Origin of the sequence: Arsenophonus endosymbiont of Aphis craccivora (genome assembly GCF_013460135.1) — a bacterium.
In the GTDB taxonomy this organism is placed as follows: domain Bacteria; phylum Pseudomonadota; class Gammaproteobacteria; order Enterobacterales; family Enterobacteriaceae; genus Arsenophonus; species Arsenophonus nilaparvatae.
Genome location: NZ_CP038155.1, coordinates 614,790 through 628,183 on the forward strand (window position 1 = coordinate 614,790; position 13,394 = coordinate 628,183).

The window sequence follows — 13,394 nt, forward strand, 5'->3', positions numbered from 1 at the left end:
ATCATTGAGATAGAAAACCATAAGCAACGCTAATGACAATAGTGTGACAAAAAGAAAAACAATAATTCAAAAAGGTAACGTGAACGCATTCAGCAACGGATACTAAAGTGGTGTGGTTTTATCATAATTTTGAGTTATAGCGTGAATATTTTAATCTATACAAATTATTTGAGGTTATAATGAAGATAAAAATTGTCCTTGATTTGGTAGAATTTATCGAGTTTTTAGGCGTTGATTTAGCATTTAGTAAAGAAATAGCTAAGCAGATAACTGGTGATAGCTCTCGCTATGTGGTCGTAATTATGGGGACGCGTCTCGGAGAATTCAGCTCATTTTATTTACAAAAAAATTTTAGCAATATAGATTTATTTTATATTGGTCTGGAGGCAGATAAAGTAAGAAATAACCTTCCTTCTAATGCGATTGTTTTTAAAAGTGACATTCAATGCTTTACTGAAACTTTGCTTAGTGCACTTCAGAATAAGGTGATTCATAAACCAGCTGTTCAATACCCAGCGCTGATGGTTGAATTTGTTGATTATATTATTAAAGATAATAATGATTCTGATAAAGTTATCCATCCATTAGCGGTTATGAATATTATTCAGCATGTCTCAATTAATAAGAATAACTGTTACATAGCTGCTGACGCTGGAAACTCATTTTGTTGGGCAAGTAACTACCTGACATTTTCCCAATCTGGGCGTTATCGGCTAGGAACTGCATTTGCGGCTATGGGGCATTATGCCTGTGGATTAGTTGGTATTGCAGCTGGTTTTAAAGAGTGTGCGATTGGGATTATTGGTGATGGTGCTATGTTAATGACAAATGAAGTCAGCACAGCAGTGCACTATCATCTTCCTGCCATGTGGTTGGTGATGAATGACAGCAGCTATAATATGTGCCGTCAAGGGCTGGAAATGTTAAATAGCGACCCGCTCGATTGTGATAGACCAGTGACTGATTTTGCCTTGTTTGGTCGTGCGTTAGGGGCAGATGGCTATCAGGCCAATAATTCTCGACAATTAGAGGATGCTATTGTTGAGGCGATCAAAAATAGAAACCCAGCAGTAATTGATGTCAGAATTGATAAAAATGCGGTTCCCCCGCTTAAAGATAGGCATGAAACGATTAAAGGATTTATAAATGATTAATAATATTTCGTTAATTTCCTGTGCTGGCGCATTACCAAATCAGCAGCTAAGCATATTGAGAGAAAATAATAAAAAGACAATACTTTCAACAAATGACAATTATTTACCAGGTAAACGTAGTTTATGGCGACTGGATGAGAAGGGCGCGGTAACTAAATGAATGGTAAATTGCTTATCTAAAGCTCTAGACCAGGTGAATATGAATATCAATCAGCTCGATTGTATTATTATTAATCTGGTTTGGCCTGGGAACATCCTGTATGAAGAAGTTATTGCTATTGTTCAGCAGTTAAATATTGTTTGTCCGGTTATTCCTGTCAATTTGGGCACGTCTGGTGGAATGACTGCACTTGAGTTAGGTTGGAGCCAGTTTTCTAATGCAAAGTATAGGCAAGTAGCAGTACTCGCTTCCTGTAATTATGCTCATAGGTTTTCTGCTGAAGACCCAGTAAGTTCTTTATTAAGCGATGGTGCTGCCTGCGCTATCCTTGGTTACGATTCAGGTATTTCCCTTGTCCATAGTAAGACAATTCAAACCTATGATTATGATCCATTAATATTTATTGATAATCATTTCGAATCTATCAAGGGATCTGGCAGATCTATATTTTCTAAACTGCCTAAAACAATTTTTAATAGCTGCTATCAATTGTGTCGCGATGTTGGTAAAGATATTAGTGATATTCGATATTTTCACATTTATGATCCAACGTCTTGGGTCGCTGAGGTAGCAGCAAAAGTACTTCATGTAAGTGAAGATAAAATTTTAACCCTATTTGATAAATATGGTGGTTTGGGGCCTGCGCAAAATTTTTTCGCACTGATAGAATTGAATACGAGTTCAGATCTTTTTCCTGAGGATTTGATTATTCTGTTCGGATTTGGGCCCTCATCCACATCAACTTCTTTCCTATTGAGTTGGAGGTAAATTCCTACCGCTATTGATTTTATCTCAGTTTAAAATAACAGCTTAATATTTTGTTTTATACCTTAAGATGGATGATATTGTAATTTTAAGCCGACCAATCTTCGTTGAAATGGGAAAGTTGGACTTTCCCATTTGATCAATGAATAAAATTTTACTCATGACTAGAATATACGCTGTCAGTTGACGTCAGAGATTCTCACATGGGTTTGTTTAAAAAATTTTCTTACTGTTCGAAGGCTCCCGACTTGGTATTAATTGAAGCTTTTCTATTTTGCAGCCAGTAACCAATTAACAGAGGAATAATAGTGGCAACTATAACACCGCTTGTTGCTAATAAAGGATTGTCAATGAGGCTAGATACTGCCAGACTTGCGGCAAAACATAAACCAAGCTGGAGAGTATTTTGTAAAGCGGCGGCTTTACCACTGTCTTTATGAAAGACACTTAATGCATTTGATACCACAATAGGATAGCAAGCTCCGTTCATCGCCGCCATACAACAGAAAGGCAGTAATAGAGCAAATAAATTAGGTTGTGAATAGATAGCAAGGATAAAAATGACAAATACACTTATTCCATAACCGATAAGAATAATTGGTAGCAAGATTTGGTTTTTTATTTTGGCTATTAAATAACGCCCACGATAGCTAAGGCAAAAAATATCATTTGCCAGTTGTTACCAGTTAGAAGCCAGGCACCTAACAGGGGAGCTAATGCCGGCGACAGTGCAACTAAAGGCATGATGGTAGCAAAGACCCGTTTAGCATATTGACCGCTAAAACGATCGATGACCAAAGCTTGCCAAATTAATGCGGTTGAGCAAACTCCAACACCTTGAATAAATCGCACAATAAGTAATTGTGTGCCGTTAGTGATCCACAGTGTTGCCAAACAACTAATAATAAATAGAGACAAGCCAATTAATAAAACCGGTTTTCTACCAATACGGTCGGAAAGCGGCCCCCAACTAAGTTGCGCAAAGGCAAAGCCACATAAAAATAGGCTAAGACTTGCACTAATGGTATTTGCTGAGGTGTTGAGTTGCTGTTGCATTATACGAAAAGCCGGTAAGTACATATCAATGGCCAAAAAGCCGAGCATACTTAAACCAGCAAGAAAAGCATAAAGCCAAAATTGGCTTGATTGGTGTTATTTTTATTCATATGGTATCAATAAATTAAATAATATTTAACATCGCTATTTATTGTATAAGAGATGAATTTTTGTTGTGAAGCGTTATTATTTGCATATTGTTATCAAATATTTTGATAGGTGAAGGGCTATGTGGTCAGAGTATTCCCTGGAAGTAATTGATGCCGTTGAGAGAACGGGCAGTTTTAGTGCAGCGGCCACCAAGTTACATAGAGTTCCCTCTGCGGTCAGTTATACCGTAAAGCAACTGGAGTTGTGGTTTGCGGTTCCTTTATTTGAACGGCGTTATCGTGATGTTGTACTTACTGATGCTGGTAAATTCTTCGTTAAAAATGAGCGTAATATTATTAAAACAATGCGTGAAACTCGTCATCAGTGTCAACAAATTGCAAATGGCTGGCATGGACAATTTAGTATTGCCATTGATCGGGTAGTTAAACCAGATAGGATATTGCAATTAATATTAGATTTTTATCGCCATTTTTCTGATATCGAACTTTTTATTCAGCAGGAAGTTTATAATGGTGTATGGGAGGCATTAGTCGATGGCCGAGTGGATATAGCAATTGGTGCAACCCGTGCGTCACCGATTGGCGATAGATATAGTTTCCGTGATATGGGATTTATGCCCTGGTCATGTGTTGTCAGTATCAATCATCCTTTAGCACACATAAGCGGGCTAATTAGCGATCAACAATTACGTCTCTATCCCAGTTTATGCTTAGAATATACTTCTCGCTACTTACCAAAACGAGATACTTGGGCATTAGATAACCAAAAAAGGCTTATTGTGCCAGATTGGGAAAGTGGTTTAGCATGCTTAAAAAATGGATTATGTTTAGGATTTGCGCCTAAACATCGGGTAGAGCAACTTTGCCTCAAAAATGAATTAAAGACATTGCAGATTAAGCAACCCTTACCTGATAGTTCGTGCTGTATCATATGGAATGAAGAAAAACGTTCCCCGACATTGAGTTGGCTACTGGATTATTTAGGTAATAGCGAAACACTCAATGCTGAATGGTTAACTGATTGATAGCGTTTAAATCCGGGGATCATCTTCGGTAGTCAATAAATGGACCATCGACAACTGAACGACGTTCAATAAGCTCTGGGTGTATTTCAATCGTTTGCGCATCTTGGCGTTTATTAATAATGCGATCAAGCAGCATGGTAAAGGCCATTTGACCTAGACGTTCTTTGGGCTGATGAATGGTAGTTAATGCTGGGGTAAAAAAACGCGCATTACGCACATTGTCGTAGCCAATAATAGATATATCTTGTGGCACTCGAATTCCTAATTCATTTGCAGCGCTGATAGCCCCCATCGCCATAATATCACCGCCACAGAACATGGCAGTCGGTTTTTGTTGGTGACTTAATATTTGTTTCATCGCCTCGTAGCCGGAAGCTGGTTCGAAATCATCCTCGACAATCCATTCGTTATGTGGTTGGATGTTAGCTTCCTGCATGGCATTGAGAAAACCTTGCCGCCGGCCATTGCAGGTATTGCGTTTTAATGGTCCAGAGATAATACCTAAATCACGATGACCTCGTTCGATAAGATAACGCCCGGCAAGATAGCCACCATAAACTGCATTATCAATGATGACATCGGTAAAATCACCATGGGCTTGCCCCCAATCCATCACCACCATTGGAATATTGCGGTATTTCTCTAACATCTGGAGTAGTTGGTTGGGGTATTCTGAGCACATGACAAGTAAACCATCAACCCGTTTTTGCGCTAACATTTGTAAATAGGCTTGTTGCTTATTTAGGTTGTTGTGCGAATTGCATAGGATCAATGTATATCCTTGGCTAAAACAGTTGTTTTCTACTGATTCAATGACTTCTGCAAAGTAAGGGGCTTCATTAGATGTGGCTAATAAGCCAATGGATTTAGTATGATTAACTTTCAAACTACGAGCAACTGCACTGGGAGAGTAATTAAGTGTTTTAATGGCTGCCCTGACGATCGTTTTTGTCTCTTCGGCGACAAAACGGGTATTGTTAATTACATGTGATACGGTGGTAGTTGAGACACCCGCAAGCTTTGCCACATCCTTAATTGTTGCCATGATTATAAAGACTCCTGAGTTATTCCCAATTCCTTTACTATTGTTTAAAAATTACTGTTATTGATCTATAAAAATAGATAATTAAGTTATCAGTAAACTGATCATTTTGTCTTATTTGCAGTAAAAACAAAAGTATTAATCAATCTTTACTAGATGATATAATAGAAAATAGCTTTTATTGTTGTATGATATTATGACATTTAATGATTTTTCATTAATTAATTTATGACTAAGACAGTGAGAATAGTGAGGTGAGGTTATGGATACCGATTTTAAATATGGTTTATGTACTGCGATAGTTGCATTATTAATGATCGTATCGTTTGTTTCTTTTATTTTATGAGCATCATATTGGATGATCTGTCTGCATTTTATCGCTACAATATTTTGTCTTAAGCTGCATCATGGACAGCAGGCTGCACTACTGGCAGCCTATAGTCTAATAAGGGATTACATTTTTTCTACTGTTGCAATCCCTAATGTGTCTAAACCAATTTTTAAGGTTTTTTGCGTCAGTAATGCTAGTTTTAATCGACTTTCTTTTGATGCGTTATTTTCTGCACCTAAAATTGGGCAATGTTCATAAAAACTAGAAAATAAACCTGCCAGATCATATAAGTAAGCACACATAATATGGGGTAAACCGTCGCGAGCAACGGTTAGTATTGTTTCTTCAAATTGTAATAAACGAGTCGCTAAGGCTTGTTCATACTGATTTGCTAAAATCACCGGCTCGCTTAGTGCTGTTGGATTAATATTAGCCCGTTTAAAAATGGAGGCCGCACGGGTATAAGCATATTGCATATAAGGCGCGGTATTACCTTCAAACGCTAACATATTGTCCCAGTCAAAAATATAATCAGTGGTACGATTTTTCGATAGATCGGCATATTTTACTGCACCAATACCCACCGCCTGACTAATTAATTGTAACTCGTTTTCTGGCATAGTTGGATTTTTTTGCCGGATAAGATCACTGGCACGCTCAATTGCCTCATCAAGTAAATCGGCGAGCCGGATCGTTCCGCCGGTTCGAGTTTTAAACGGTTTACCATCTTTACCTAGCATCATACCGAACATATGATGCTCTAATGACATTGTATCGGGAATATAGCCGGCTTTACGCACAATAGCCCAAGCTTGCATCAGATGTTGATGTTGTCGTGAATCTATATAATATAACACCCGATCAGCGTGTAACATTTCATGACGATATTTAGCGCAGGCAATATCTGTTGTCGTATAAAGATAACCACCATCTTTTTTCTGGATGATAACCCCCATGGCATCACCGTCTTTATTCTTAAATTCATCCAGATAGACAACCATAGCGCCATCACTTTTAACGGCTAACTTTTTAGCTGTTAAATCAGCGACAATATCAGGCAGCATATTATTATATAAGCTTTCACCCATCACATCGTCTTCTGTCAGTGTGACATTTAAACGATGATAGGTGTGTTGATTTTGCGCCATGGTAATATCGACCAATTTGCGCCACATTTTCCGACAATATTCATCACCAGATTGTAGTTTAACCACATAATTACGTGCAAGTTCAGCAAAATTTTCATCTTCATCATAATGTTTTTTAGCTTCACGATAGAAAGTCTCAAGATCAGCTAAAGCCATATCGGTAGCATTTTCTTGTTGAACTTTTTCCAAGTACGCAATTAGCATACCGAACTGGGTACCCCAATCGCCGATATGGTTAGCACGTATTACTTTATGACCTAAAAACTCTAATATACGAGCAACAGCATCGCCAATGATAGTAGAACGTAAATGACCAACATGCATCTGCTTTGCTACATTGGGAGCGGAATAGTCAATAATGACGGTTTGTGGCGTAACGGTGCTAATTGCCAATTTTTCATGTTGCAAGGTAAGTTCAATTTGTTCGGCTATCCATTGCTTATCAAGAAAAATATTAATAAAACCGGGTCCTGCTATTTCAACTTTACTGGCAATATTTTCCAGATTTAGTAGCGGCAGCATTTTTTCAGCTAATTGACGTGGAGGAATGCCGATTTTTTTAGCTGCAGACATGACACCATTAGCTTGGTAATCACCGAATTGGGCTTTTGTTGAAGGGCGGATATGAGCCTCACTACCTTTAGGAGCCCTTGCGGCAATTAATGCATTACTAATTTTTTCTGAAAGAAGATCATGAATATTCACCTGATTACCTTAATGATGAAGATAGCTGTCGTATTCAACTTAGTCAGATACAGCTATGAAGATCGTGATAAAAATAGCTGTCTTTATACCATAATTAGCTATTCACATGCTACTATCAACTATTTGATCGATAACTCTATTGTAAAAATAATATCAGATAGGATCGCTTTTTATCATCTTGCTAAATGACAATAGAGGATTTTTGATTTATCTAACTTTAAAAAATTACACGGCTGCTAAAATTGCAATTTTGATTAGAAATATTAATTTAAAAAAAGGCTATGTTAAGTCTCTTTATTTTCCAGATTAAAATTTATCTTCATGAAAAGTTAAAAATATATTGAAAATTTATTATCAAAAGTTAATGGTCTTTTATAATAAAATATTATCCTTTTCCATTAAAATTAATTACTTGTCTCAATTACTGTTTGAAAAACTGGTATTTTATTTGCAGAATAGTATGCTTATTAATTGATAATTAAAAATAGAAATAACAATAATTAATCAGAGGTGGCAGTATTATGATAACCCTGGAAATTTGCTGCTATGAAGCTGAATGTGCGCTAATTGCGGAAAAATGTGGCGCAGATCGTATTGAACTTTGTTCCAGTCCAGCTGAAGGTGGATTAATGCCTAGTTATGGTTGTTTAAAACAGACTAAAGATACGATAAAGATCCCCGTTCATCCAATTGTACGTCCTAGATGAGGGGATTTTTGTTACAGCGATAGTGAGTTTGAAACTATTAAACATGATGTTAAATTTATCAGGCAGTTAGGTTTTCCTGGTGTGGTATATGGCATATTGAATCGAGAAGGGCATATTGATATACCGCGTATGCGTATTTTAAAAGCATTATCTAGTAAAACTCCAAATGGGCCGATAATCATGGCGGGTGCTGGGGTGAAATTGTCAAATTTGCAGAAATTTATTGATGCAGGTTTACCGGAAGTACATACATCTGCTGGGAGAGTAATGCCATCGACTATGAACTACCGCAAAGCAGGGGTAACGATGAGATCCAATATGGATATGGATGAATTTACTCATTATTGTGTAGATAGTGATGTGGTGGAAGCAATGAAAAATTTATTAGCGATTGCTAATAATGACTGATTATAAGTTTAGTGCAATGACGGTATTCAAGACCGTCAAGTTTACCTTTTTTTGGCAACTAAAGTTGCGCGTAGAGGAGCCGGATAACCTTCAACTGTCAAATGTATGTTATTTGGGTCAAAAAAATTTGCTAATGATTCGGTTTCCATCCAGGCTGTTTTTCGCTGTTCTTGTACGGTTGTTACTGTTTGATCAACAATATGCACATCGCAAAAGCCACACTTTTCTAGCCAGATTTTAATCATTTTGGCTGAGGGAATAAAATAAACATTACGCATTTGAGCATAACGTTCTTCAGGTATTAAGCATTGGTTTTCATCACCTTCAATAACTAAACTTTCCAGTACTAGCTCACCACCGGAAACTAATTGATTTTTTAGCTGATAGAGATGATCTAACGGTGAACGCCGATGATAAAGTACACCCATTGAAAATACAGTATCAAAGGCAGCTAGAGTCGGTAGTTGTTCGATACCTAGAGGCAATAGATGTGCTTGTTGATTATTGCCAATTAATTTACGTATGGCTTCAAACTGACATAAAAATAGTTGGGTAGGATCAATACCGATGACAGTTTTTGCGCCTTCACCAACCATTCTCCACATGTGATAGCCATTACCGCAGCCGACATCAAGTACCTGTTTATCTGTTAATGGTGAAAGATGAGGCAGTATACGTTGCCATTTCCAGTCCGAACGCCATTCGCAATCAATATTAATATCGTAAAGGGAAAATGGGCCTTTACGCCAGGGCATTAGGCTTTTTAGCAGTAAAGTGATCCGTTGCTTATCTTTTAAACAAAGTGGTAACTTATTTTTGGCTATTACTGCTGTTTTTAGATCTAAGTGAGCGGGTGTCATAGCGGGCAGATTTTGCACTATTTTTTGCCAACAATTAAATTGCCCATGTTGAGTGGTTTTTTTCCATTGTTCAATTTGGCATGGCAGCGTTTCTAACCAATGGCTAAGTGATCCTACGGCGATTTGTTGATAAAAATGGCCAAAATCTATCATCAAACTTGTTCCTTGATAGCGAGTAGTGAACCGAAATTAAAACATTGAAACCATAAGTCACAATGATTAAACCCAGCTGCGAGCAAACGTGATTTATGTTTGCTAATCGAGTCAGTTAACATGCTATTTTCTAGCATATTGCGTTTTTGACTTATCTCTAATTCACTATAGCCATTGGCACGCTTGAAATCATAATGCATATTAAACAGTAAATTGCCAATTTTCTCGTCGCTAAAATTAAATTTTTCTGATAACACTAAGACACCACCAGGATTTAGTCCTTGGTAGATCCGGTTAATTAATTGTTGTCGAACGTTTGGCGCAATAAATTGTAAGGTAAAATTTAATACCACCATTGAGGCATTTTGTATGTTGATATCGAGAATATCGCCTTTAATGATTTCAACCGGCGTATTCGCTTTGTAAGCATCAACATTTCGTTGGCAACGCTCAATCATGGCCGCTGAATTATCAATAGCAATTATTTTACAATTTTTAGCCTCAATATTACGACGAATTGATAATGTCGCTGCGCCTAAAGAACAGCCCAGATCATAAATAGTGCTATTGGGTGTGACGAAACGTGTCGCGAGCATACCAATCATAGTAATAATATTTGAATAGCCAGGAACAGAACGTTTGATCATATCAGGAAAGACTTCGGCAACTTTTTCATCAAATTGCCAATTACCTAAATTGGCAATAGGAGTGGCAAATAAGGTGTCTTTCTGTTGATCTAAAATTTGGCTGGACATAACCTGTGAATTAATTAAATAGCAAACGGTGATTCATTCTAACAGATTTTATGTTAGGACATAAATTAAAACTCATTAACATGGCAAAGCGTAGAATGATGACCATGTTAATGAAATAAACCTTGTATTAAAGATCAAACGAAAAAATTTGTATCCAAGGCAAATAATAAATGTTAACCAGGATCATCAAAATCATAGAACTATAAGTCGTTATTTGGCCAAAATGGCGCCAAGTTCGTTCTCTATGTTTTAGGCCAAAGTAATGAAAAATTCTGGCGATGATAAAAATTAACCCACAAAGATGAATAGCCCAAACGGGTGCACCATTCATCTCCATCATCAATAATAACAGCATAGAGATAGGAATATACTCAATCGCATTACTCTGAACGCGTAATGCTGTTTGTAATTCACAAAAACCACCATCACCGTAAGTAACTTGATACTGAGTTCTGAGTTTAATGACTTCCAAAGATAACTTAAACAATATTAAAGCACTAAATACAATGTACAGAGAACTAACCATTTTTTTCCCCAATTTTATTAGGCAAAACAGTGAAATAATGATACATCTCAAAACTTCAACAGTTACCATACATATAGTATTTAAATCAATAAAAAGCTTTCAGATTGCGAATACGTTAAAAGTTATCTGGCCAATATGATAAGGCGTACTTATTTCCCAGTAGAAATTTCTTTATAATAGCGATATTTTTTGATTATATTTAAATTAATAGCACTAAAACGGCTAGTGCAAGCGACTCTGTATGATGAGTAAAAGGATATCGTATGCGGACAAATTATTGTGGGCAATTAGGTGTTGCTCACGTCGGACAAAAAGTGACTCTCTGTGGCTGGGTTAACCGCCAGCGTAATTTAGGGAAATTAATTTTTGTCGATATGAGAGATCGCGAAGGTTTAGTTCAAGTTGTTTTTGTGCAGGAAAATCATGCCGAACTTTTTCCCCAAGCGTCACAGTTACGCAACGAATTTTGTATCCAGATCACAGGTATGGTACGAGAACGTGAACAAATCAATAAAGAGATACCGACCGGTGAGATTGAAATTGTTGCACAAGCATTGACGATTATTAATCGTTCTGAACCATTACCGATAGATAGCAATCAACAAAATGCCGAAGAAATAAGATTAAAATATCGTTATCTTGATTTAAGGCGGCCGGAAATGGCAACGCGCTTAAGAGAGCGAGCCAACATTACTAGTTTTGTGCGTCTTTTTATGGATGCAGAAGGTTTTGTTGATATTGAAACGCCCATTTTGACCAAAGCAACACCAGAAGGTGCGCGTGATTATCTTGTTCCAAGTCGCGTTCATAAAGGTGAGTTTTATGCTCTGCCGCAATCACCACAACTTTTTAAACAATTATTGATGATGTCGGGCTTTGATCGCTATTATCAGATAGTAAAATGTTTCCGTGATGAAGATTTACGAGCTGATCGCCAGCCTGAATTTACTCAGATCGACGTAGAAACCTCTTTTATGACTGCTGAGCAAGTTCGTGAAGTGATGGAGCGTTTGATCCGTCAATTGTGGCAGGAAAATAAAGGTATTGAGTTAGGCACTTTTCCGGTAATGACTTTTGCTGAGGCCATGCAACGTTATGGTTCAGATAAACCAGACTTACGAAATCCATTAGAATTGGTTGATATTGCTGCTTTGGTCAATGCCGTTGAATTTACAGTTTTTGCTGAAGCTGCCAATGATCAAAAAGGTCGTGTGGCTGCACTTTGTGTTCCAGGCGGGGCCACATTAACGCGTAAACAACTTGATGGTTATACTGAATTTGTTGCTATTTACGGCGCCAAAGGATTAGCTTGGATGAAGGTTAATTCGCTGACTGAAGGCCAGGTAGATATTCAAAGCCCGATAGCTAAGTTTTTACCACCATCGGTGATTGATAATTTGTTAGCACGTACCCAAGCTAAAGCGGGTGATATTTTGTTATTTGGTGCTGGTAAACAAAATGTTATCAATGATGCAATGGGAGCGTTACGGTTGAAAGTAGGGCGTGATTTAGCACTCACACAAAATAATACCTGGAAACCGTTATGGATTGTTGATTTTCCAATGTTTGAAGAGGATGAAAATGGTGAGCTTCATGCTATGCATCATCCTTTTACTGCACCGAAAGATTTTACCCCGGAGCAACTACAAGCCAATCCTCTAGCGGCCGTCGCTAATGCCTATGATATGGTCATTAATGGTTATGAAGTTGGTGGCGGTTCAGTGCGTATCCACCATAATAAGATGCAACAAGCTGTTTTTGAAATTCTTAATATTAGCCAATTAGATCAGCAAGATAAATTTGGCTTCTTGCTTGAGGCATTACAATATGGAACACCTCCACATGCCGGTTTAGCATTTGGTTTAGATAGACTTGTTATGTTATTAACGGGAACAGAAAATATTCGCGATGTGATTGCGTTTCCAAAAACAACCGCAGCAGCTTGTTTGATGACCAATGCACCCAGTGTGGCCAATCCGGCCGCATTAGCGGAATTAGCGATAAATGTTGCTCCAAAAACTAAATAGATACTATGCAATATAAACGGCCGGAATCAGTATTAGTTGTAGTTTATGTGCAATCGAGTCGCCAAGTATTGATGCTACAGCGGCGTGATGATCCTGATTTTTGGCAATCAGTTACCGGTAGTCTTGAGGATAACGAAACACCAAGAGAGACGGCATTGCGTGAAGTTAAAGAAGAGATAGGCATTGATATTATCGAACAGCATTTGACGTTAGTTGATCTGCAACACAGTCTCTATTTTGATATTTTTTTAAAATTTCGCCACCGCTATGCTCCGGGTATAACTCAATGCAAAGAGCATTGGTTTTCTTTGGCCTTACCGCAAGAGCAGGATTTTTTATTGAAAGAACATTTGGCTTTTCGTTGGTTACCTGCTGTTCAGGCAGCAGCATTGACCAAGTCATGGAGTAACCGTCAGGCGATTGAACAATTTGTTCTAAAATGATTTTTATTGACGTATTTTG

General features: G+C 37.6%; 14 protein-coding genes and 1 pseudogene. 8 read left to right on the forward strand and 7 right to left on the reverse strand.

The annotated features are described in order from the left end of the window. The first annotated feature begins 179 nt into the window (after nt 1-179). The 3 genes from E3U36_RS03360 to E3U36_RS03370 are packed head-to-tail and all read left to right on the forward strand — an operon-like array spanning nt 180 to nt 2,082. Entirely contained in the window at nt 180-1,154 is a 975-nt protein-coding gene (locus E3U36_RS03360) for a thiamine pyrophosphate-dependent enzyme (protein WP_180817099.1), read from the forward strand. Beyond that, the gene (locus E3U36_RS03365; RefSeq protein WP_180817100.1) at nt 1,147-1,314 is read left to right on the forward strand and encodes a hypothetical protein; all 168 of its coding nucleotides are present in this window, start codon (nt 1,147-1,149) and stop codon (nt 1,312-1,314) included. The genes E3U36_RS03360 and E3U36_RS03365 overlap by 8 nt, the downstream gene beginning before the upstream one ends. Then, nucleotides 1,315-2,082, forward strand: coding sequence for a 3-oxoacyl-[acyl-carrier-protein] synthase III C-terminal domain-containing protein (locus tag E3U36_RS03370; protein WP_238337500.1), 768 nt, complete (start codon nt 1,315-1,317; stop codon nt 2,080-2,082). A gap of 223 nt (nt 2,083-2,305) precedes the next feature. On the opposite strand, the gene E3U36_RS13375 is transcribed toward E3U36_RS03370, so the two are convergent. Both E3U36_RS13375 and E3U36_RS13380 read right to left on the reverse strand, forming a co-directional pair. Continuing rightward, nucleotides 2,306-2,686, reverse strand: coding sequence for a hypothetical protein (locus E3U36_RS13375; protein ID WP_439647274.1), 381 nt, complete (start codon nt 2,684-2,686; stop codon nt 2,306-2,308). Between the two features lie 23 nt (nt 2,687-2,709). Next, nucleotides 2,710-3,135 (reverse strand): MFS transporter, encoded by a 426-nt coding sequence (locus E3U36_RS13380; RefSeq protein WP_439647275.1) that lies wholly within the window; start codon nt 3,133-3,135, stop codon nt 2,710-2,712. A 229-nt stretch (nt 3,136-3,364) separates the two neighbouring features. Between E3U36_RS13380 and punR the strand changes: the two genes are divergently transcribed. After that, on the forward strand, nt 3,365-4,270 hold the full coding sequence (punR, locus tag E3U36_RS03380; protein WP_180817102.1) for a DNA-binding transcriptional activator PunR: 906 nt from the start codon (nt 3,365-3,367) through the stop codon (nt 4,268-4,270). A 19-nt stretch (nt 4,271-4,289) separates the two neighbouring features. On the opposite strand, the gene purR is transcribed toward punR, so the two are convergent. Beyond that, nucleotides 4,290-5,315: an HTH-type transcriptional repressor PurR gene (gene purR / locus E3U36_RS03385; RefSeq protein WP_180817103.1), complete on the reverse strand. Its 1,026-nt coding sequence runs from the start codon at nt 5,313-5,315 to the stop codon at nt 4,290-4,292. 259 nt (nt 5,316-5,574) lie between these two features. On the opposite strand from purR, the gene cydH reads away from it, so the two are divergent. Next, on the forward strand, nt 5,575-5,658 hold the full coding sequence (cydH, locus tag E3U36_RS13520) for a cytochrome bd-I oxidase subunit CydH (RefSeq protein WP_488656434.1): 84 nt from the start codon (nt 5,575-5,577) through the stop codon (nt 5,656-5,658). A gap of 107 nt (nt 5,659-5,765) precedes the next feature. Here cydH and argS read toward each other — a convergent pair whose 3' ends face one another. Further along, nucleotides 5,766-7,496 carry an arginine--tRNA ligase gene (gene argS / locus E3U36_RS03390; protein ID WP_180817104.1) on the reverse strand — a complete coding sequence of 577 codons (1,731 nt, stop codon included), beginning with the start codon at nt 7,494-7,496 and terminating at the stop codon, nt 5,766-5,768. A 521-nt stretch (nt 7,497-8,017) separates the two neighbouring features. On the opposite strand from argS, the pseudogene E3U36_RS03395 reads away from it, so the two are divergent. Continuing rightward, nucleotides 8,018-8,611, forward strand: a pseudogene (locus E3U36_RS03395) (copper homeostasis protein CutC). A gap of 41 nt (nt 8,612-8,652) precedes the next feature. On the opposite strand, the gene cmoB reads toward E3U36_RS03395, so the two are convergent. The 3 genes from cmoB to E3U36_RS03410 all read right to left on the reverse strand — a co-directional run bounded on the left by cmoB (nt 8,653) and on the right by E3U36_RS03410 (nt 10,905). Then, nucleotides 8,653-9,624, reverse strand: a complete 972-nt coding sequence (cmoB, locus tag E3U36_RS03400; RefSeq protein ID WP_180817515.1) for a tRNA 5-methoxyuridine(34)/uridine 5-oxyacetic acid(34) synthase CmoB — start codon at nt 9,622-9,624, stop codon at nt 8,653-8,655. Continuing rightward, nucleotides 9,624-10,379, reverse strand: coding sequence for a carboxy-S-adenosyl-L-methionine synthase CmoA (cmoA, locus tag E3U36_RS03405; RefSeq protein ID WP_180817105.1), 756 nt, complete (start codon nt 10,377-10,379; stop codon nt 9,624-9,626). The genes cmoB and cmoA overlap by 1 nt, the downstream gene beginning before the upstream one ends. A gap of 127 nt (nt 10,380-10,506) precedes the next feature. Continuing rightward, nucleotides 10,507-10,905 (reverse strand): MAPEG family protein, encoded by a 399-nt coding sequence (locus tag E3U36_RS03410; RefSeq protein ID WP_032115907.1) that lies wholly within the window; start codon nt 10,903-10,905, stop codon nt 10,507-10,509. Between the two features lie 263 nt (nt 10,906-11,168). Between E3U36_RS03410 and aspS the strand changes: the two genes are divergently transcribed. Both aspS and nudB read left to right on the forward strand, forming a co-directional pair. Further along, nucleotides 11,169-12,932: an aspartate--tRNA ligase gene (gene aspS / locus E3U36_RS03415; protein ID WP_180817106.1), complete on the forward strand. Its 1,764-nt coding sequence runs from the start codon at nt 11,169-11,171 to the stop codon at nt 12,930-12,932. Between the two features lie 5 nt (nt 12,933-12,937). Next, nucleotides 12,938-13,375, forward strand: coding sequence for a dihydroneopterin triphosphate diphosphatase (gene nudB, locus E3U36_RS03420; RefSeq protein WP_180817107.1), 438 nt, complete (start codon nt 12,938-12,940; stop codon nt 13,373-13,375). The last annotated feature ends 19 nt before the right edge of the window (nt 13,376-13,394 follow it).